A 19,268-nucleotide genomic window follows, 5' to 3' on the forward strand; every position below is an offset into this window, starting at 1 on the left:
TCGCCGGACATCCCCACATGCAGCCGTTCAAGGGCATTGCCTTCAAGATCACCGCGATCGCACTATTCTCCGTCATGGCCGCGCTGATCAAAGCCACCGCTGATGACGTGCCTGCTGGTCAAGCTGTCTTCTTCCGCTCGTTTTTTGCACTGTTTGTGATCTTTGTCTGGCTGCTGCAACGTGGAGAAATGCCCCAAGGCCTACGCGTGACCAACGCCATGGGTCACGTTTGGCGCGGCGTGATCGGCACCACTTCTATGGGCATGAACTTTGCCGCACTTGGCCTGCTGCCGCTGCCCGAAGTCACCGCGATAGGATTTGCCGCGCCGCTGATGACGGTGATTTTTGCATCCATGTTTTTGAGCGAAGAGGTCCGTGCCTTTCGCCTCACCGCCGTTGGTATCGGCTTGGTTGGGGTCTGTGTTGTGCTCTGGCCACGCCTGACCATCTTTGACGCAGATCAGGCCTCAGCCGTGGCCACCATTGGTGTGATGCTGGTGCTTGGGTCCGCGCTGTTCCGCGCGCTGGCGCAAATTCACATCCGCAAGCTGGTACAGACAGATCAGACCTCCGCCATTGTCTTCTACTTCTCGCTGACCGCCTCTTGCCTGTCGCTGCTGACTCTGCCGTTTGGCTGGGTCATCCCCACCTGGGAACAGGCCGCTTTGCTGGTCACGGCTGGCCTCATCGGCGGTGTGGCGCAAATCATGCTGACATCATGTTATCGCTTTGCCCCCGCCTCCGTGGTGGCCCCATTTGACTATGTGGCCATGCTGTTTGCGATTGTGATTGGCTACGTTTGGTTCTCAGAAATCCCAACGCCACAAATGCTCGTTGGCGCAGCCATTGTGATTTCCGCTGGCATCCTGATCATCTGGCGCGAGCGTCAATTGGGCCTGGAACGTGGCAAGGCCCGCCCTGGGATTACGCCACAGGGCTAGACCCAGCTCTCCGGCAACTCACGCCCCAGCTCTCCCGCCAAAACCTGCGCATAAGCCCGCATCTCGGCAATCCGCTCTTCGGCCGTCATTTTCCCCGCCACGGTCTGCATATCCTCTGCCAACCGGAAAAGTTTCATCGGCCAATGATCCAACGCCCAAGCACTGTCATCCAATGCGCGATGTTCGGCAAACGGGTCATTCTCGTCATAAAGCGCCCGGCCCAAAGCCCCACCAACCGCAAAGGTGCGCGCAATGCCAATCGCGCCCAGCGCATCCAGCCGGTCCGCATCCCGCAAAATGCGTGCTTCCAGCGACTTCGGCTTCAAGCCGGCAGAGAAACTATGGGTGGCAATCGCGTGCTGCGCCGCTGCCACCTCGTGATTGGTGAACCCATGACTGCGCAAAATCGGCGCTGCAGCGCCGGCCGCCATCGTACTGGCCCGCGCCCGATTGGGCGAATCCTTGGGCAGATTCACCAGATCATGCAGATAGCTCGCTCCCAGCAGCACCCGCAAATCGGCCCCACCTTCCGCCTCTGCCAAAGCCTGCGCTGAGGTCCAAACCCGATCCAAATGCGCCAGATCATGCGCGCTGTCCTGCGCCATACGCTCCGCCGCTTCCGCGCGCAGAGCCTCACTCAGGTCGCTCAGATCAACGCTGTCCAGCATCAGCCAATCTTGCCCTGATTTTCACCAACCTGACCGCGATGCAGCAACAGGTGATCAAGGATCACACAGGCCATCATCGCCTCCCCCACTGGCACCGCACGGATGCCAACGCAGGGATCATGGCGCCCCTTAGTGATCACTTCAGTCGAACTGCCGTCAATACGGATCGACTTGCGCGGGGTGAGAATCGAGCTGGTCGGCTTCACCGCAAAGCGCACAACCACATCCTGACCGGTGGAAATTCCGCCCAAAATTCCGCCCGCATGGTTGGACGAAAACACCGGTTGGCCATCGTTGCCCATGAAAATCTCATCAGCGTTCTCAGAGCCTTTCAAGCCCGCCGCCGCCATGCCTTCGCCAATCTCAACGCCTTTTACGGCGTTGATCGACATCATCGCCGCCGCCAAATCGGTATCAAGCTTGCTATAGACCGGCGCACCAATCCCGGCGGGCACATTGCGCGCCACAACCTCGACCACGCCGCCAACACTGTCATGCTCTTTGCGCAGCGCTTGCAGGTAGTCTTCCCACTCTTGCGCCACGTCGGCACTCTGTGGAATCCAGAAATCATTGCGGTCAATCGCGTCCCAATGGAAATTGTCGCGATCGATCTCCATCGCGCCCATTTTGGTCATGTAGCCTTTGATCTCAAGATTGGGCGCCAGCGCCTTGATCGCTTCGCGTGCAATGCCACCAGCCGCCACCCGCGCCGCCGTTTCCCGTGCAGAGCTGCGTCCACCGCCGCGATAATCACGATTGCCGTATTTCAGATGATAGGTGATATCCGCATGACCGGGACGGAATGTCTGGCTGATCTCGCCATAGTCCCGGCTGCGCTGATCGGTGTTCTCGATCATTAATTGGATCGACGTGCCTGTTGTTTTTCCCTCAAACACGCCAGACAAGATTTTCACCGCATCGGGCTCATTTCGCTGTGTGGTGTTCTTGTTCTGACCGGGACGGCGCTTGTCCAGCCACTGCTGCAACATCGCCTCATCCACTGGCACTCCCGGAGGGCATCCATCCACCGTCGCGCCCAGCGCAGGCCCGTGGCTCTCACCCCAAGTGGTGACGCGAAAAAGATGTCCAAAGCTATTCATCGACATGCAGCAACTCCCGTTTCACCGCACCTTTAGCGCCATTGGCTCCAAGGGGGAAGCCAGCGCAGGGCTTTTGCGACGTGACGCCCCGCCAAAGCCACACTCGCTTAACAATGAAACTGATTCGACACCCTTCGCTTACTGTTGCGCCTCATCCAGAAAACACTGTACTTCAACCACATAGCTATTCGGGTCTTCGCAGAAGAAACTGTAGATCCCAAATGTCTCCAATACCTCCGGCGCTCCGCGCAAAGTCGCGCCCGCAGCGGTCACCCGCTGGTACCAGTCATCCACCGCGGCGCGGTTTGCGACCAAAAGCGTGATCATGCCGCCTTTCGGCTCCACCACACGCCCGTCAAAGGCCTCACAGAGCCCCAGCCGCGCACCCGGTGCGGTTTCAAAGATCAAAGCGCTGCCTGCATCCCGTACCACCGGCAATCGCAACACATCGCGGTAGAACCCCGCCGCCGTGTCCAGCTTCTCTGTATAAACCCAGGAGATCTGCGCCTGAACGTCGCTCACTTCAAACGCCCCACAATGCGACCGATGAAGATCGCCACAAACATCGTGCCGACAATCGCCTGCATACCCGTCAACATGCGGGTAAGGCTCGCCGCCGGAGTGATTTCTCCATACCCCACCGTGGTCATAGTGATCATCGAGAAATACACAAACCCGGCCTTCTGCCCGACAATGTCCTCCGGCAGGTTGAACGACCCCGGATACGCCGCCTCAATCCGCCAATAAATCAGCCCCCACAGCATCGCGATCAGAAGATACCCGAACACACCACTGGAGAGCCGCTCGTACTCCGAATGCACCGGCGCAAAAAGCTGGCGAAAGCTGATGATCATCGAGCCAAACAGCATGATCGCCGCCAAAGCATACAATCCACCATTCACGGTCATGCCCAAAAACTCCGCCATGATCAGCAGTAAAAACCACCCCATCACCGGCACCGCCATCATCACCCGCAAAAACGTGTTCCGTTCGGTTGCGCCAACCACACCGAGAAACAGGAAACTCATCCCCCAGAGCCCTGCGGTGCTGGACCATGCAAAACGATCATCCAACCCATCCAGCAGCATCAAAACAACCAACAGGCCCAATAAAATCGACCACCGATGTTTCCGAAAAAAGCCCTCAGGCACTCTCATTTCACTGTCGCTGTTCATTTTTTTGTCCTCAAATCACCTAAGGCTGTGCAAAGATGCCGCTATAACAACCGCATAAGCCACAATTACTTGGCCAGCCTACGCGGATATTGAACAATTTGGGAAGGACTTTGCGATGGATGAAAGACGTTTGATCGACCTTGGCATTCGCTTGCTGTTTCTAGGCATATTTGCATTTGCCGCATTCACAATCATCCTGCCACTCTCTGGCATTGTGGTCTGGGCCATCATCCTTGCAGTGGCGATATACCCTTTGTTTGAATGGCTTTCCACCAAACTTGGCGGACGTCGCGGCTGGGCGTCTACCATCATCACCCTGTTAGGTCTCGGCTTGACCATTGGCCCGCTCTGGGCTTCGCTCAGCGGTTTCTTCGCCCATTTCAACGACCTCAGCGACAAGCTGCAAAGTGGTAATCTCGACCTGCCGCCAGCCCCCGAAGGCTTGAGCGAACTTACTCTTGTTGGCCCCAAAGCCACCGAAATCTGGAACCTGTTCAACAACAACCTCGCCCTTGCCTTGGAACGCTATGGCGATGTTGTGCTCGGCTTTGCCTCCACCGTTGGCGGCGCCGTCGCAGGGCTCAGCTTCCAACTTCTCGCCATGGCACTCTCGGTGATTGTCATGGGCATGATGCTCTCCCCGGGGCCAAAACTCGGCGACATGGTGCAGAAATTTGGCAACCGCGTTTTTGCCCCTAAAGGTGGCGAATTTGTCGAGATGGCCGCAGCCACAGTGCGCAACGTCTCACGCGGCGTGCTGGGCGTGGCCGCAATCCAAGCAGGTCTTATGGGGGTCGTGATGGTGCTGTTTGGCATCGATGCAGCGGGTCCATTGGCCGTTGTCGTCCTGATCCTTGGCATCATTCAAGTGGGCCCAACGATCGTTGTGATTCCTCTGGTGATCTGGGCTTGGGGATCCATGGGCACCGGCGCAGCCCTGCTGTTCACTGCCATCATGATTCCGCTGATGTTGATGGACAATTTTTTGCGGCCAATCTTCATTGCAAAAGGTCTAAACACCCCAATCCTGGTGATCCTTGTGGGGGTGATCGGCGGCGTGCTCTCTGGCGGTCTGATCGGCATCTTTATCGGTCCGGTGATCTTATCGGTATTCTATGAACTTGTCGTCGCTTGGATGGACGCCGAAGTTGCTCAAGAAATCGAGGCGGACGCCCAGGCTTTGGAGGACGCAGCCAAATGAAACGCACCTTCTGGAGCACACTCGCTCTGCTGTTCATCGTAGTGCTCTGGTATCTTGCGGCCGATCGCATCACGCCCTTCACCTCCAACGCCCGTGTGAAAGCGATCATCACGCCGATCACGCCACAGGTCTCCGGCACGGTGATCGAAATCAACGCGGGCAACGGCGAAATTGTCGAAGCGGGCACAGTTATTGCCCGCATCGACCCGCGCCAGTTTGAGATCCAGAAGCAAAGCGCCGAAGCCGATTTGGAACGCGCCACCCAAGATGTGGGTGCCGACAGCGCCGACGTCAGCAGCGCTCAGGCACGGGTGACGCGTGCTCAAACCGATCTGGAAACCGAACGCCTGCAATCCGCTCGTGTGTTTGATCTCGAGAAAAAGGGCCTGGTGGCCATTGCTAAAGCTGACGAATCCCGTCGCCTCTTGGCGGATGCGGAAGCAGAGCTGGATCAAGCAGAAGCCAACCTGGAAAGCGAAAAGCAAGCGCTCGGCAGCACTGGCGCGGACAACCCGCGCATTCAAGCCGCCTTGGCCAAGCTGGCCGACGCTGAGCTAAAACTCAGCTGGACCAATTTGGAAGCGCCTGCCCGTGGTGTGCTTTCTGATCTGGACATCGCCGAAGGCAACTACGCCAAGTCTGGTCAAAGCTTGATGACATTTCTGGACGCCACAAACGTCTGGATCGAGGCCTATATGACCGAAAACAATCTTGGCAATATCAAGGTAGGTGATCCGGTAGACGTGGTTTTGGACATGCATCCCGGCAAAATCTTCAAAGGCGAAGTGGCCAGTCTCAGCGCCGCAAGTTCGGACGGCACCAAAAGCAAGCCCGGCGAGGCAACTGAAATTCCGCGTGTCAACGGTTGGCTGCGAGACCCGCAACGCTTTGCCCTGCGCATCATCTTGCCAGGCTACACCGTTGGCGATGAAACCGATGACGTCCGTTTTAATGTAAACGGTCAGGCCGATGTGATTGTCTACACCAACGACAACGGCTTTCTGAACTTGGTTGGCCGCGTCTATATCAAACTGGTTTCTTGGCTTTCCTATGCCTACTGAGGCACAAACCGGGGCCGACAATCGTGGCATCCGACTGGCTGTGGGGGTGGCGGGCCACTTTGCTCTCGCCATCCTGATCGGCTGGCCATTGGCCACTATTTGTACGGTTTTTGTAGTGCTGTTTTTGCAGGCGCCCGGCCCAATGCCGCCGATTGCCATTCGCACCCTGTTCCGCCACGCAGTGGTGTTTCTGGTATTTTCTTGGCTGATTTCCTCCGCCCTTTCTCCCTACCCTGTGCCGTTTCTGATGGCGCTTGCTCTGGCCGTAGCGACAAGTTTTTACTGGTCCACCAAAGGGGCGGGTATGCTGAGCGTTGTGTTGGCGCTCATGGCAGCCCTCATGCTGCCAACTCTGGTGCTCACCTCACAGGAACTCGCTCTGACGCTGGTGATCTGGATTCCACTCAATTTGGTCCTTGCATGGCTTTGGACCGTGGCCATGTTCAAGTTTTACCCACCCACACCCCGCGGCGTGGCCGCAGCCACCAAACCCGAAGCGCCACACTATGATCCCAACCGTTTGGTGCTGCGCATGTCGCTGGTCACCATTCCGTTTGCGATCTATTTTTACCTGATCGGCAGCGGTGCGCTGGTGACCCTTCTGTTTGTGGCGATCTTGTCTCAGCAGCTTTCAACCGCAACTGCTGCAGGTCCCACCGTGGCCAAAACCATGCTCAAAGCCAACTTCATTGGCGGCTTGGTGTCCATCGCCTGTTACGAATTGACCGTGATTGCCCCTCTGATGCTGACCGCATTTTTGGTCTTTGCAGTGGCTGCCTTCTTGCTGGCCTTCTGGTTTGTCTCCGACCGACCTGATGCCTCCATGGCGGGCACAGCCCTGACCACAACCGTGATCCTTTTTGGCGGCTCGATCGCGCCCTTTGGCGACGACGCTGACGTAAAAATGATCGACCGCCTTGTGCAAATCGGCAATGCGCTGATCTTTGTGTTGATCGCCTACATTGTAGTGGATGCCTTCTTCCCGCTTGACCCGGAAAAGAAAAAGAAACGCAGCCGAAAAGGCCTGAGATCCTTACTCAGGCGCGCCAAGGTCTGATCCCCAAACCATCGCTTGCAGCCCGCTTCTCGTTGCGTTTACATCGCGCCAGCGAACATCATCACAAAGCAACGACTTGAGGCAGGCATCATGGACATCCGCGCACTTGGCATGGGGCTGCTGTTTGCCCTGATCTGGTCCTCTGCCTTCACCTCCGCGCGCATCATTGTGGCTGATGCGCCGCCCCTGATGATCTCTTCCCTCCGCTTTGCCATTGCAGGCACCATCGGCGTGATCATCGCCCGCGCACTGGGCCAATCGTGGCACCTCACACCTGCCCAATGGCGCGCCACGATCATCTTTGGTCTCTGCCAAAACGCGCTCTATCTGGGCCTGAACTTCACCGCGATGACCACCATTGAGGCCTCCCTTGCATCGATCATCGCCTCCACCATGCCGCTGATCGTGGCCCTGCTTGGCTGGGCCGCCAAAGGTGAGAAGCTCAGCCCCATGGGCACCATTGGCCTCATCGTCGGCTTTGGTGGTGTGCTGCTGATCATGGCGGGGCGCATCAGTGACGGCGTCGACCTCTTCGGCGTGCTGCTCTGCGTGATCGGCGCCACTGCACTGGCAATTGCCACCCTTGCCGTGCGCAACGCGTCCTCCGGTGGCAATATGATGATGATTGTTGGCTTGCAGATGTTTGTCGGCGCCATTGTTCTGCTCGGCGCGTCTCTGGTGTTCGAAACCTGGACGGTCAATTGGAACCCCAAGATGCTGACCGCTTTCATCTACACAATCCTCGCGCCTGGCCTGTTTGCCACTTGGATCTGGTTTGCCCTTGTCGCCCGCATCGGCGCCGTAAAAGCCGCCACCTTCCACTTCCTCAACCCGTTTTTCGGGGTTGCCATCGCCGCCATGGTCCTTGGGGAAAAACTCGGTTTCTGGGACATCGTTGGCGTCGCCGTGATCTGTGCCGGCATCCTCGCCGTGCAGCTTTCGAAACAATCGCACACGGCCAAGTGATCCAGCGGCACCACTGTTTGACATGACACTGCCCGCCGCCGTTGGCACAAGAGGTGTATGGAATACCTCTTTGCATATGGCGCGGGTCTGCTAACCCTGATCAACCCCTGTGTGGTCCCGGTTTTGCCCATCGTCTTGACCAGCGCCTTGCAAGCGTCTCGTCATGGCCCCGCCGCCTTGGCGCTTGGCATGAGCCTGTCCTTTGTGGTGTTTGGCATGGCCGTAACCGTCTTTGGCTACGCCATTGGCCTCACGCCGGACATGCTCTCCAAAGCCGGTGCCGTCCTGATGATGGCCTTTGGCGCGGTCCTTCTCATTCCACGCTTCTCCATGGCGTTTTCCACCGCCACAGCTGGTGTTGCCACATCCGCCGACTCAAGCCTCAATGCAATCGACAACACCACCCTGCGCGGGCAGTTCCTCGGCGGTCTGCTCTTGGGCCTCGTCTGGTCCCCCTGCATCGGACCAACCCTGGGCGGCGCCATCGCGCTCGCCTCTCAGGGTGAAAGCCTCACCCACGCCACCGTCATCATGATCGCCTTCGCTGCTGGCGTCTCCACACTGATCCTTGGCCTCGGCTACGGTGCCCGCTCCGCCCTCAGCAAACACCAAGCCACACTACGCGCCATCGCGGCCAAATCCCGCCCTATTCTGGGTGGTGTCTTCTTCCTCACCGGCCTCGCGCTGTTCTTTAATGTCCACCACGTAATCGAAATCTGGCTCTTGGGTGTCCTCCCCCCTTGGCTGCTCGATCTCTCTGTTGCCCTTTAAAAGGAGTTCTCCTCATGCACCGTCGCACATTCCTCGCCTCCGCCTCTGCCACGTTAGTCCTGCCCATGGCTGCCCGCGCTTCCATCAACTACACCCCTGGCCTCGTGAAAAAACACCTCGCCGCGGGCGACACCGTGTTTCTGGATTTCAAAACCGACTGGTGCACCACCTGTGCTGCTCAGGAACGCGCCATCAATGCACTCAAACAATCCAATCCGGCCTATGATGAAGCCATCACTTTCATCAATGTCGACTGGGATCAGCACAGCAATTCTGAGCTTGCTCGCACACTAAAAATCCCGCGTCGCTCCACGCTTGTGGCACTGAAAGGCGATCAGGAACTTGGTCGCATCGTCGCTGGCACCAGTAAATCCAAGATCAAGGACCTCCTGGACACGGCCCTCACTGCGGCCACAGACTAACCAATCCAGATCACGCCTAAATGTTGCACCGCGACACGTCGGCGTGATCCCCTCTTTTCAAACCCCCGTCTCCTCCCATATGCCTGACATCAGAACCCTGATCCCCACTTTGAGATCAGCGAAGGAGACGCGCATGACCAAATACACCCGCGACACCGATGTGATCGCCACCCTCACCGATGAACAATTCTGGGTCACTCAGGAAAACGGCACCGAGCGCCCCGGCTCCGGCAAACTGCTCTACAACAAAGAGCCCGGCATCTACGTTGATGTGGTTTCTGGTGAACCGCTGTTTGCCAGCTCTGACAAATACGAAAGTGGCTGCGGCTGGCCCAGCTTCACCAAGCCCATTGAAACGGCCCATGTTTCTGAACACCACGATGCCACCGCTGGCATGATCCGCACCGAAGTGCGCTCCAAACATGGCGACAGCCACCTTGGCCACGTCTTCCCCGACGGCCCACAAGACCGTGGTGGGCTGCGCTATTGTATCAACTCCGCCTCCCTGCGGTTTGTGCACCGCGACGATATGGAAGGCGAGGGCTATGGCGCTTATCTTGATCAAGTAGAGGAGATCGACCAATGAGTGAACGCGCAGTACTGGCAGGTGGCTGTTTCTGGGGCATGGAAGATCTGATCCACAAAATGAATGGCGTTATGGCCACCCGCGTCGGATACACCGGCGGCGACGTACCCAATGCGACCTATGAGAACCACGGCACCCATGCCGAGGCGATCGAGATCACCTTTGACCCCGCCAAAACCTCCTATCGCAAGCTGCTGGAGTTCTTCTTCCAAATCCACGACCCCACCACGCCCAACCGTCAGGGAAATGACCGAGGCACCTCGTACCGCTCCGCGATTTACTACACCGATGCGGATCAAAAGGCCGTAGCCGAGGATACCATCAAGGACGTCGACGCCTCCGGTCTTTGGCCCGGCAAAGTGGTGACCGAAGTCGAACCTGTCAGCGACTTCTGGCAGGCGGAAGAGCACCATCAGGACTATCTGGAAAAGCACGTTGGCGGCTACACCTGCCACTTCGCCCGCCCCGACTGGGTCCTGCCCAAACGCAACGGGTGACCGAAACGGCTGGCGCCCGCGCCAGCCTAGGGCACCAAAGCACGCAATTGCTCTGGCGTGTGCGCAATCACCCCATCGGTTGCGCTCACGTCAAAAAAACCAACACCTGTTTCAAGCGCCGACCGGACAACCTGGTCATACGCCTGCTCCGCTACCGACCAAGCAAAGGACAAGTAAAGCCCGCTCTGCGCAAAGCTGTAGTCGGTGACAAGACTCTCATTAAATGGCTCTAGGGCCTGCGCTCCACCAAATAGCCGCTGCCAAAATCCGCGCTTTTCCTCAACCAACGTGTCGAAATCAAAAGCGTGTGGCCCATTCATCGGAGGAAACTCTCGCCGGAGCACATTGTAAAACTGAGGCAGGGTTCCGGTCATCCCTTCAGGGGAGTTGTAGTCGCGCGTCTCCTCCCACTTTGTCAGATCCCCATACCACGCCATGAAGTTAGGACGTGACACTGGCGCCACCTGCGGATCAAACACCAAAAGATCGTAACTCATCTCAACTCCCCAACTGCCTGCCGAAACACCCGGCTGTGGCTGATCCAGGTCAGCCACCTGTTCAAAGCCCAATGACGCGCGATCAACTCTTGCCCTTTGGGCACCTGCGCAAACGCCGCCAGCATGGGGGCCAGCTGACAATCCGCCAACGTGATCCGCAGCCCATTGAGCACATGCCCTTCCCTCGCGATGGTGTCCAATTCCGCCAACACCATCTCCGCCGCGGCCAGCCCCACGTCCACCAATGCCTTGTCCCAATCGATCCCAGCCTGTTTGCGCACCACCGCATGGGCATAAGCCTGCCGTACCATCGGCCAATAGGCGTAGTTGTCGGCAATCGCGATCACTTGATCCATGCGCGCCACGCACTCCGCATCGTCCGGTACAAGGCACACACCCTCAAATGCCCGCTCGATATAGCGCGTGATCGCGCCGGTTTCATACACAGTGAAATCGCCATGTTTCAGCACCGGCACACGCCCAAACGGGTGAGACTCGGCACCCACTTTTTCAAAGGGATCCTCATGCTGCATTTCAAACGCCACCGGTTTGGCTGCCAGCGCCATCATTGCCACTTTCGTATAGATGCTGTCTTCAAAGCCACACAGTGTGACCGGTGCCGCGAAGGAGGTGCCCGACATCAGCCCAGTCTCTCCACCGCCCAGCGTGCCGCATCCGCCACCGTGGCGTCTTCATCGTCGCACAGCCCCTGTGCAACCTCTTTCAATGCGCCATCTCCGGAATTGCCAATTGCATAAAGCACATTGCGCACAAACCGATTGCGCCCAATGCGCTTGATCGGGGAACCGGAGAAAAATGTGCGAAACTCTGCATCCTGCAATACTGCCAGCTCAGCCAGTTTCGGGGCCAGCAAATCGTCGCGTGCGTGGTATTTCATCTCCCGCGCATCTTGGGCAAACTTGTTCCACGGACAGGCTGCAAGGCAATCGTCACAGCCATAAATCCGATTGCCCAACAAGGGGCGCAGCTCTTCGTCCACTGGACCATGCAGCTCGATTGTCAGGTAAGAAATGCAGCGCCTTGCATCAATTTTGTGTGGTGCCGGAAAGGCATTGGTCGGACAGGCATCCAGACAGGACCGGCATGACCCGCAATGGTCAATTTCGGCTGTATCAGTGTCTAACTCCAGCGTCGTGAACACCGAGCCAATAAAGAACCAGGAACCCAAATCTCGGCTCACCAGGTTGGTGTGCTTGCCTTGCCAGCCCAGCCCCGCTGCCTGCCCCAAAGGCTTCTCCGGCACCGGCGCGGTATCCACAAACACCTTCACCTCGGTCTCCGGACCCGTCTCCGCAATCAACCACCGTGCCAGCCGTTTCAGACGCTTTTTCACCGTGTCATGGTAGTCGCGGTTCTGCGCATAGACCGATATCGCCGCCCGATCCGGCTGCCCCAACACGGCTGTGGGATCATGTTCCGGCGTGTAGCTCTCACCCAACACAATAACAGAGCGCGCCTCCGGCCACAGCACCGACGGATCAGACCGCCAATGCTTGCGCGCCTCAAGCCACTGCATCTGCCCGTGATGACCTTTTTCAAGAAACCCAGCCAGGCCTGCCGCCACATGCCCCACCGCATCCGGGCGACACACTTTGGCCAAATCAAAGCCCATTGTCACCGCTTCCGCCTTCATGCGGGTGGTCAGATCATCCGCCATACGTGCCCCGCATTCTCATTCCAAAAATATCCTCGGGGGTGTGGCCGTCAGGCCGAGGGGGCAGACCGCCCCCTTGCCAACGCCTGTGATCAGAAATCCAGATCAGCATAATGTGCAGGTGGTGGGAAACCGGGCACCTGATCGGCCAGCACAGCGCGGAACGCCGGGCGCGATTTTATGGTCGCATACCAATCTTTCACCACCGCAGAGCGATTCCAATCCACGTCACTGATGTAATCCAGCGCGCTCAAATGCGCGGCTGCGGTGAAATCCGCCATGGTCATCACATCCCCGGCAAGCCAGCGCCGATGGTCCAGCAGCCAATGCATGTAATCGAGATGGTATTTGATCGCCTTGGCGCCAGATTTCACATTTTTGCTGTCCGGATAGCCGGTGCCCATCAGCTTGCGATTGACCCGCTCATACAGCAACTTGGACGTCACCTCATTGTGGAACTTGTCATCAAACCACGCCACCAGACGCCGCACCTCATAGCGCCCATCCGGGTCACGCGGCATCAAGGCTGGATCGGGGTATTTCTCTTCGAGGTATTCACAGATGGCATTGCTGTCCGCCATCATCTTGCCGTCCATCTTCAAGACCGGCACCTTGGCGGCTGGATTGCGACGCAAAAAATCAGGATCCTGCTCCCAATAGCGCTCCTCCACCAGCTCCACCTCAAGCCGCTTCTCGCCCATCATAAGACGTACCTTGCGGCAAAACGGAGACAGGGGCACATGGAACAAACGGTTCATCAGCAGGATCGCAATGTTATTGGGCTTTTCTCTTCAATGCCTTGCCCACTCACATATTTCAATCCGCAAAACACGCCGCACGCGACTCTCCGCGTATGGTGGCCGCCCCGTCCAGGATCGCCGAAGCCCGCCGTCGCAATGCAGATGACGGCTTGCTGGCAGAGCGCTCTTTTGGATTTGGCAACACCGCAGCAAGACGTGCCGCCTGCACCGCTGTCAAATTCTCTGGCCCCACCCCAAAGTAATGCCGCGCCGCCGCCTCGATGCCAAACACACCTTCGTCAAACTCTGCCACGTTGAGATAAACTTCCAAAATCCGCCGCTTGCTCCAGGTCATCTCGACCAGCGGTGTCATCAGCGTTTCCAACGCCTTGCGCGGCCAACTGCGCCCTTGCCAGAAATAGACGTTTTTCACGGTTTGCTGGCTGATTGTGCTCGCCCCGCGCCCTGCCCCCTCGGCAATGGCGTCTCGAATGGCCTCCACATCAAACCCCCAATGCAGGCAGAAGTTGGCGTCTTCGGCGGCGACCACAGAGCGCCGCATCACCGGCGCAACCTGCTCAATCGGCACCCATTGGTGATCCACATGCCCAAGCCGGCGCTTTTCCCCAACCATGGTCCAGGTGAAAGGCGGATTGATCACAATAAAAATCAGAATGGAAAAGATAAACAAGGACACCGACCACATCAGCACCCGCCGCCACCAATACCTCAGCCGCGCCCACTGTCTCGTGAACACACCGGTTTTTGGCGCAGCCACCTTCTTGGACGCCCCCGCCTTGGTCTTTGATTTACTTGCTTTCTTGGCCATGTCCCTGCCGTCTTACTTGGCAAAGGGAGTAGAGGCTCAATACGTGTTACGCAAGCCTACGGCGAACACGCCCACACCCGAACAGTGCACCCACCGCCGTTTTGATAACAATAGCGCAGCGCGTTGTTCTCCGCCTGCGACCGCGTGCCATCCCAGCCATAACCCCAATTGCCAGAATCGCCCTCTGCAATTGCCCCGCAGGTGTTGTAAAATGTATGTACATTGTCACAATCCCACTCACATTCGCTTTGCAGCGCATTCACAGCGTCAGTCTCTGAATATTTGCCGTAGGAATAACCCCAAGCCCCTCCCGGTCCAATTCCGACGGCACCCCAGCATTGGGCAAAGCCACATTCTCCGGCAACCGCAATGCCTGTCAAAGCCGGCAATACCACCGCCGCTGCCAATATCCGTGTCGTCAAATCGCGCATAAAATCCTCCCAATGAATACGCCTAAGTATGAGGCCAAACTCGGAAAACCCCAAATCCGCAAAACAAAACCCCCGGCTGACAAAACAGCCGGGGGTTAAGATTCAGTTGCAGGTTGTGCTTACTCTGCTGGAACCGCGGCGCTGTCGTGGCTCAGCGGTTGCGGAATATGCACCAGCATCTCTTTTGGGCACACCTGCAGGAAGTTGGTTTTCTCAACATCCCAGTGTTGCAGGATATCGCGCGCCTTCACCGATCCGGTCTCGGCCACATGGCGCTCGATCATGCCTTTCAGCTGATCTTCCCAATGCTGCACAGTCACCGGACAGGTCACCAGCGTCTCCATGTTCATCACCCCTTCGGCCTTGCCGTCTGGGTCATAAAGATAGGCCATGCCGCCAGTCATACCCGCGCCAAAGTTGGCACCGATGTCACCCAGGATCACCGCCAGACCGCCGGTCATATATTCACACCCACAGGCGCCACAGCCCTCGATCACAACTTTTGCACCGGAGTTCCGCACTGCAAAGCGTTCTCCGGCACGACCCGCTGCAAACAGATAGCCATCAGTGGCGCCGTAGAGCACGGTGTTGCCGATGATGGTGTTGTCCGCGGCTGACAGCGGACTTGCCATTGGTGGGCGCACCACAACAGTACCACCAGACAGACCTTTGCCGACATAGTCGTTGGCATCACCGGACACTTCGATCTTCAGACCCGGTGCCGCAAAGGCCCCCAGCGACTGCCCCGCAGAGCCGGTTAGCTTGACGGTCAGGTGATCCTCCTGCAGTGCGTTGCGCATACCAAAATTGCGCACGATGTGGCTCGAGGTGCGTGTGCCCACGGTCCGGTGCGTGTTCTGCACCGCATAGGACAGTTGCATCTTCTCGCCATCTTCCAGGAAGCGCGCCGCATCCCGGACAATTTCCGCATCCAGCGTGTCAGGCACGTAGTTGCGGTCTTTGTCGCGGTTGTAGACAATGTCATGTGCGCCATCGACGGTGATCAACAGCGGGTTCAGGTCCAGATCGTCAAGGTGGGCGGAGCCACGGCTCACCTGCGCCAGCAGGTCGGCACGACCAATCACCTCGTCCAAGGACTTCGCACCAATAGAGGCGAGGATTTCCCGCACTTCCTGCGCATAGAAGGTGATCAGGTTCACCACCTTATCCGCGCTGCCGGTGTACTTCTTGCGCAGGTCTTCGTCCTGCGTACACACACCAACCGGGCAGGTGTTGGACTGACACTGGCGCACCATAATACAGCCCATCGCGATCAACGCAGCGGTGCCAATGCCGTATTCCTCGGCACCCATCATCGCAGCCATTACGATGTCACGCCCCGTGCGCAGACCACCATCGGTCCGCAGGGTCACCCGCTCGCGCAGGTTGTTCATCGCGAGCACTTGGTGTGCCTCGGTCAGACCCATCTCCCATGGCAGACCACAGTATTTGATCGAGGTCGCAGGTGACGCACCTGTGCCGCCATTGTGGCCAGAGATCAGGATGATGTCGGCTTTCGCCTTCGCCACGCCAGCGGCAATTGTGCCAACGCCAGACGAAGCCACCAGCTTCACCGTCACCTTACAACGCGGGTTGATCTGCTTCAGGTCATAGATCAACTGCGCCAGGTCTTCGATCGAGTAGATGTCGTGGTGTGGCGGCGGAGAAATCAGGGTCACACCTTTGGTGGAGTGACGCAGACGCGCAATCAGGTCAGTGACCTTCATACCCGGCAGCTGGCCACCTTCACCGGGCTTTGCACCCTGTGCCACTTTGATTTCCAGCTCTTCACACTGGTTCAAGTATTCAGCGGTCACACCAAAACGGCCCGACGCCACCTGCTTGATCTTTGCAGACGGGTTGTCGCCGTTTGGCTCTGGCACAAAGTGTGCTGGATCTTCCCCACCCTCACCGGAGTCAGACTTCGCGCCAATCCGGTTCATCGCCACGTTCAGGGTTTTGTGCGCTTCAGGAGACAGCGCGCCCAAAGACATGCCCGGTGTCACAAACCGTTTGCGGATCGCAGTGATGCTTTCCACGTCTTCAATTGGAATGGCCTCGCCCAGCGGCTTGATGTTCAGCAGGTCACGCAGATGGATCGGTGGGTTCGCCTGCATCTTCGCAGAATACTGCTTCCACATCTCATAAGACGCGCGATTACAGGCCGCCTGCATCATATGCATGGTCTGCGCACCCCAAGCGTGGGTCTCGCCAGACTTACGCGCCTTGTAGAAACCACCAATCGGCAGCACATCGGTGCCCGACTTAAAGCCTTTGGCGTGCACTTCTTCAACCTTGTGCTGAATGCCGCTGACACCAATACCGGAAATCCGGCTGGTCATGCCGGGGAAGTATTCCGCACACATCGCGCGGGACAGGCCCACAGCTTCAAAGTTCAAACCACCGCGATAGGAGGAAATCACCGAAATCCCCATCTTCGCCATGATTTTCAACAGACCTTGGTCAATCGCCTCACGATAGCGCGCCATGTTCTCGGTCAGCGTGCCATCAGCCAAACCACGCGCAATGCGATCTGCCAATGTGTCTTCGGCCAGATAAGCGTTCACCACAGTCGCACCGGAGCCAATCAGCACAGCAAAATAGTGTGGATCGATACATTCCGCAGAGCGCACATTCAGGCTAGAGAACGTCCGCAAACCTTTGCGTGTCAGATGGCTGTGCACCGCGCTGGTCGCCAGGATCATTGGCATCGCAACCTTGTCCACACCTTGCGCCTGATCGGTCAACACAATGTGCCCCGCACCAGAGCGCACCGCATCTTCGGCTTCGGCGCGAATGCGCTCCAAACCAGCCTGCAAGGCGCCGCCCGCATCATAGGTACAGTCGATTGTCACAACCGTGTCATCAAACGCCTCGAGCATGCGTTCAAACTGGCCATTGGCCACAAACGGACTCTCCAGAACCGCAATCTCGGTCTGGCTGCCGTCTTCGCTCAGCACGTTCTTCAGATTGCCAAACCGCGTCTTCAGCGACATCACGCGGTATTCACGCAGCGAGTCAATCGGCGGGTTGGTCACCTGTGAGAAGTTCTGACGGAAGAAGTGGCTCAGAGGGCGGTACATCTTCGACAACACGGCACTTGGTGTGTCATCGCCCATCGAGGCCAGCGCCTCTTTGCCATCCTCAGCCATCGGCGCGAGGATCTGCTCAACCTCTTCCATGGAATACCCGGCCGCAATCTGACGCTGACGCAGTTCTTCGCCGGTATAAGTTGCCGTTTCTTCCACGCTGGCCAGCTCGTCGCCAAGGTCGCGGATCTTGCCAACCCACTCACCAAACGGACGCGCCGCCGCCAGTTTATTCTTGATATCCGTGTCATGATAAAGCTTGCCGGCTTTCATATCCACGGCCAGCATCTGTCCCGGACCAAGCGCGCCTTTTTCCACTACGGAGGCTTCGTCAATTGGCACCATGCCGGCCTCAGAGCCCGCAATCAGCAACCCATCCCCGGTCACAACATAGCGCATCGGGCGCAGACCGTTGCGGTCCAGACCAGCACAGACCCAGCGACCATCGGTCATCGCCAGCGCAGCCGGGCCGTCCCATGGCTCCATCACGGAGTTACAGTAGGAATACATGTCACGCCAGGACTGCGGCAGCTCCACTGCCTGCTTGGACCAGCTTTCTGGCACCATCATGGTTTTTGCCATCGGCGCAGAGCGCCCCGCGCGCACCAGAACTTCAAACACACCGTCCAGCGCAGCGGAGTCAGACGCCCCACCCGGAATGATTGGCTTGATATCCTCAGCAAAATCCCCAAACGACGCAGACGCCATACGGATCTCGTGGCTCTTCATCCAGTTCAGGTTGCCTTTGAGCGTGTTGATCTCACCATTGTGCGCCAACATGCGGAACGGCTGGGCCAGCCACCACTGTGGGAAGGTGTTGGTGGAATACCGTTGGTGATAGATTGCAAACGCGCTTTCGAACCGCTCATCCAACAGGTCCGGATAAAACACCGCGACCTGCTCCGCGAGCATCATGCCTTTGTAGATAATCGACCGGCACGACAGTGACGCCAGATAGAGTTCGCTGATGTTCGCCGCCAGCGCCGCCTTTTCGATCCGACGACGGATCACATAAAGCTCGCGCTCAAACGTGTCCTCATCCACCCCTTTGGAGTTGGAGATCAGGATCTGCTCAATCTCCGGACGGGTTGCGTTGGCTTTCTCACCCAGACAGGTCACATCCACCGGCACATGACGCCAGCCATAGATGCGATAGCCCATCTTCAGAACTTCGGTTTCCACAATTGTCCGGCAGCTTTCCTGCGCGCCGTGATCAGTGCGTGGCAAAAACACCTGACCCACCGCAATCAGCTCATCTTTGTTCGGCTCATGGCCGGTGCGCTCGATCTGATCATAGAAAAACGGAACCGGGATTTGCACGTGAATGCCCGCGCCATCGCCGGTCTTGCCGTCCGCATCCACAGCACCGCGGTGCCAAATCGCCTTCAATGCGGTGATGCCCGCCTCGACAACCTTGCGGCTGGGCTTGCCGTCCACGGACACCACAAGGCCGACGCCACATGAGGAATGTTCTTCGCTTTCCTCATACAGGCCATTCTCAGCCATAAACGTACGCTTGGCTTCTTCTGCCCGCACCCAGTTTTCATCGTATTTGGTCATGG

General features: G+C 57.8%; 20 protein-coding genes. 9 read left to right on the forward strand and 11 right to left on the reverse strand.

The window, feature by feature from the left end; all coding sequences use genetic code 11:
• Positions 1 to 17: 17 nt before the first annotated feature.
• Positions 18 to 941, forward strand: a complete 924-nt coding sequence (locus QOL67_RS02035; RefSeq protein WP_283424269.1) for a DMT family transporter — start codon at positions 18 to 20, stop codon at positions 939 to 941.
• On the opposite strand, the gene QOL67_RS02040 is transcribed toward QOL67_RS02035, so the two are convergent.
• From QOL67_RS02040 to QOL67_RS02055, 4 genes are all read right to left on the reverse strand, one after another.
• Entirely contained in the window at positions 938 to 1,609 is a 672-nt protein-coding gene (locus tag QOL67_RS02040) for an HD domain-containing protein (protein WP_283424270.1), read from the reverse strand. The two genes, QOL67_RS02035 and QOL67_RS02040, sit on opposite strands and share 4 nt — an antisense overlap.
• On the reverse strand, positions 1,609 to 2,715 hold the full coding sequence (aroC, locus tag QOL67_RS02045) for a chorismate synthase (protein WP_283424271.1): 1,107 nt from the start codon (positions 2,713 to 2,715) through the stop codon (positions 1,609 to 1,611). The genes QOL67_RS02040 and aroC overlap by 1 nt, the downstream gene beginning before the upstream one ends.
• A 132-nt stretch (positions 2,716 to 2,847) precedes the next feature.
• Entirely contained in the window at positions 2,848 to 3,231 is a 384-nt protein-coding gene (locus QOL67_RS02050) for a VOC family protein (protein WP_283424272.1), read from the reverse strand.
• Positions 3,228 to 3,884: a potassium channel family protein gene (locus tag QOL67_RS02055; RefSeq protein ID WP_283424273.1), complete on the reverse strand. Its 657-nt coding sequence runs from the start codon at positions 3,882 to 3,884 to the stop codon at positions 3,228 to 3,230. Before QOL67_RS02055 ends, QOL67_RS02050 begins: the two co-directional genes overlap by 4 nt.
• Positions 3,885 to 3,999: 115 nt before the next feature.
• Here QOL67_RS02055 and QOL67_RS02060 point away from each other — a divergent pair, with 115 nt between their 5' ends.
• From QOL67_RS02060 to msrA, 8 genes are all read left to right on the forward strand, one after another.
• Positions 4,000 to 5,085 carry an AI-2E family transporter gene (locus QOL67_RS02060; RefSeq protein WP_283424274.1) on the forward strand — a complete coding sequence of 362 codons (1,086 nt, stop codon included), beginning with the start codon at positions 4,000 to 4,002 and terminating at the stop codon, positions 5,083 to 5,085.
• A complete protein-coding gene (locus QOL67_RS02065) occupies positions 5,082 to 6,146 on the forward strand; it encodes an HlyD family secretion protein (protein WP_283424275.1) in 1,065 nt (354 codons plus the stop codon). Before QOL67_RS02060 ends, QOL67_RS02065 begins: the two co-directional genes overlap by 4 nt.
• Complete coding sequence (locus QOL67_RS02070; RefSeq protein WP_283424276.1) at positions 6,136 to 7,203, forward strand: DUF2955 domain-containing protein; 1,068 nt, start codon at positions 6,136 to 6,138, stop codon at positions 7,201 to 7,203. Before QOL67_RS02065 ends, QOL67_RS02070 begins: the two co-directional genes overlap by 11 nt.
• Positions 7,204 to 7,293: 90 nt before the next feature.
• The gene (locus QOL67_RS02075; RefSeq protein ID WP_283424277.1) at positions 7,294 to 8,169 is read left to right on the forward strand and encodes a DMT family transporter; all 876 of its coding nucleotides are present in this window, start codon (positions 7,294 to 7,296) and stop codon (positions 8,167 to 8,169) included.
• Between the two features lie 57 nt (positions 8,170 to 8,226).
• Positions 8,227 to 8,940 carry a cytochrome c biogenesis CcdA family protein gene (locus tag QOL67_RS02080; RefSeq protein ID WP_283424278.1) on the forward strand — a complete coding sequence of 238 codons (714 nt, stop codon included), beginning with the start codon at positions 8,227 to 8,229 and terminating at the stop codon, positions 8,938 to 8,940.
• 14 nt (positions 8,941 to 8,954) lie between these two features.
• Complete coding sequence (locus tag QOL67_RS02085; RefSeq protein WP_283424279.1) at positions 8,955 to 9,362, forward strand: thioredoxin family protein; 408 nt, start codon at positions 8,955 to 8,957, stop codon at positions 9,360 to 9,362.
• A 133-nt stretch (positions 9,363 to 9,495) separates the two neighbouring features.
• A complete protein-coding gene (gene msrB / locus QOL67_RS02090) occupies positions 9,496 to 9,948 on the forward strand; it encodes a peptide-methionine (R)-S-oxide reductase MsrB (protein WP_283424280.1) in 453 nt (150 codons plus the stop codon).
• Positions 9,945 to 10,445: a peptide-methionine (S)-S-oxide reductase MsrA gene (gene msrA / locus QOL67_RS02095; RefSeq protein ID WP_283424281.1), complete on the forward strand. Its 501-nt coding sequence runs from the start codon at positions 9,945 to 9,947 to the stop codon at positions 10,443 to 10,445. The genes msrB and msrA overlap by 4 nt, the downstream gene beginning before the upstream one ends.
• A 26-nt stretch (positions 10,446 to 10,471) precedes the next feature.
• Here msrA and QOL67_RS02100 read toward each other — a convergent pair whose 3' ends face one another.
• The 7 genes from QOL67_RS02100 to gltB form a co-directional block, all read right to left on the reverse strand.
• The gene (locus QOL67_RS02100; RefSeq protein ID WP_283424282.1) at positions 10,472 to 10,942 is read right to left on the reverse strand and encodes a hypothetical protein; all 471 of its coding nucleotides are present in this window, start codon (positions 10,940 to 10,942) and stop codon (positions 10,472 to 10,474) included.
• Positions 10,939 to 11,583: a glutathione S-transferase family protein gene (locus QOL67_RS02105; protein ID WP_283424283.1), complete on the reverse strand. Its 645-nt coding sequence runs from the start codon at positions 11,581 to 11,583 to the stop codon at positions 10,939 to 10,941. Before QOL67_RS02105 ends, QOL67_RS02100 begins: the two co-directional genes overlap by 4 nt.
• Positions 11,583 to 12,620, reverse strand: coding sequence for a tRNA epoxyqueuosine(34) reductase QueG (gene queG, locus QOL67_RS02110; RefSeq protein WP_283424284.1), 1,038 nt, complete (start codon positions 12,618 to 12,620; stop codon positions 11,583 to 11,585). The genes QOL67_RS02105 and queG overlap by 1 nt, the downstream gene beginning before the upstream one ends.
• 89 nt (positions 12,621 to 12,709) lie before the next feature.
• Entirely contained in the window at positions 12,710 to 13,375 is a 666-nt protein-coding gene (gene fzlA, locus QOL67_RS02115) for an FtsZ-binding protein FzlA (RefSeq protein ID WP_283424285.1), read from the reverse strand.
• 58 nt (positions 13,376 to 13,433) lie between these two features.
• Positions 13,434 to 14,186, reverse strand: a complete 753-nt coding sequence (gene mtgA / locus QOL67_RS02120) for a monofunctional biosynthetic peptidoglycan transglycosylase (protein ID WP_283424286.1) — start codon at positions 14,184 to 14,186, stop codon at positions 13,434 to 13,436.
• Between the two features lie 56 nt (positions 14,187 to 14,242).
• Complete coding sequence (locus tag QOL67_RS02125; RefSeq protein ID WP_283424287.1) at positions 14,243 to 14,617, reverse strand: DUF4189 domain-containing protein; 375 nt, start codon at positions 14,615 to 14,617, stop codon at positions 14,243 to 14,245.
• A 119-nt stretch (positions 14,618 to 14,736) separates the two neighbouring features.
• Positions 14,737 to 19,266, reverse strand: coding sequence for a glutamate synthase large subunit (gltB, locus tag QOL67_RS02130; protein ID WP_283424288.1), 4,530 nt, complete (start codon positions 19,264 to 19,266; stop codon positions 14,737 to 14,739).
• Positions 19,267 to 19,268 lie beyond the last annotated feature (2 nt).

This window comes from Shimia sagamensis, assembly GCF_900182745.1.
Taxonomy (GTDB): Bacteria; Pseudomonadota; Alphaproteobacteria; order Rhodobacterales; family Rhodobacteraceae; genus Shimia; species Shimia sagamensis.

Excerpts from the sequence above, each read along its gene's own strand:
- QOL67_RS02035 (WP_283424269.1), top strand. The coding sequence starts at position 18 with ATGCAGCCGTTCAAGGGCATTGCCTTCAAGATCACCGCGATCGCACTA.
- QOL67_RS02040 (WP_283424270.1), bottom strand. The coding sequence starts at position 1,609 with ATGCTGGACAGCGTTGATCTGAGCGACCTGAGTGAGGCTCTGCGCGCG.
- aroC (WP_283424271.1), bottom strand. The coding sequence starts at position 2,715 with ATGTCGATGAATAGCTTTGGACATCTTTTTCGCGTCACCACTTGGGGT.
- QOL67_RS02055 (WP_283424273.1), bottom strand. The coding sequence starts at position 3,884 with ATGAACAGCGACAGTGAAATGAGAGTGCCTGAGGGCTTTTTTCGGAAA.
- QOL67_RS02060 (WP_283424274.1), top strand. The coding sequence starts at position 4,000 with ATGGATGAAAGACGTTTGATCGACCTTGGCATTCGCTTGCTGTTTCTA.
- QOL67_RS02065 (WP_283424275.1), top strand. The coding sequence starts at position 5,082 with ATGAAACGCACCTTCTGGAGCACACTCGCTCTGCTGTTCATCGTAGTG.
- QOL67_RS02070 (WP_283424276.1), top strand. The coding sequence starts at position 6,136 with ATGCCTACTGAGGCACAAACCGGGGCCGACAATCGTGGCATCCGACTG.
- QOL67_RS02075 (WP_283424277.1), top strand. The coding sequence starts at position 7,294 with ATGGACATCCGCGCACTTGGCATGGGGCTGCTGTTTGCCCTGATCTGG.
- QOL67_RS02080 (WP_283424278.1), top strand. The coding sequence starts at position 8,227 with ATGGAATACCTCTTTGCATATGGCGCGGGTCTGCTAACCCTGATCAAC.
- QOL67_RS02085 (WP_283424279.1), top strand. The coding sequence starts at position 8,955 with ATGCACCGTCGCACATTCCTCGCCTCCGCCTCTGCCACGTTAGTCCTG.
- msrB (WP_283424280.1), top strand. The coding sequence starts at position 9,496 with ATGACCAAATACACCCGCGACACCGATGTGATCGCCACCCTCACCGAT.
- msrA (WP_283424281.1), top strand. The coding sequence starts at position 9,945 with ATGAGTGAACGCGCAGTACTGGCAGGTGGCTGTTTCTGGGGCATGGAA.
- QOL67_RS02100 (WP_283424282.1), bottom strand. The coding sequence starts at position 10,942 with ATGAGTTACGATCTTTTGGTGTTTGATCCGCAGGTGGCGCCAGTGTCA.
- QOL67_RS02105 (WP_283424283.1), bottom strand. The coding sequence starts at position 11,583 with ATGTCGGGCACCTCCTTCGCGGCACCGGTCACACTGTGTGGCTTTGAA.
- queG (WP_283424284.1), bottom strand. The coding sequence starts at position 12,620 with ATGGCGGATGATCTGACCACCCGCATGAAGGCGGAAGCGGTGACAATG.
- fzlA (WP_283424285.1), bottom strand. The coding sequence starts at position 13,375 with ATGAACCGTTTGTTCCATGTGCCCCTGTCTCCGTTTTGCCGCAAGGTA.
- mtgA (WP_283424286.1), bottom strand. The coding sequence starts at position 14,186 with ATGGCCAAGAAAGCAAGTAAATCAAAGACCAAGGCGGGGGCGTCCAAG.
- QOL67_RS02125 (WP_283424287.1), bottom strand. The coding sequence starts at position 14,617 with ATGCGCGATTTGACGACACGGATATTGGCAGCGGCGGTGGTATTGCCG.
- gltB (WP_283424288.1), bottom strand. The coding sequence starts at position 19,266 with ATGACCAAATACGATGAAAACTGGGTGCGGGCAGAAGAAGCCAAGCGT.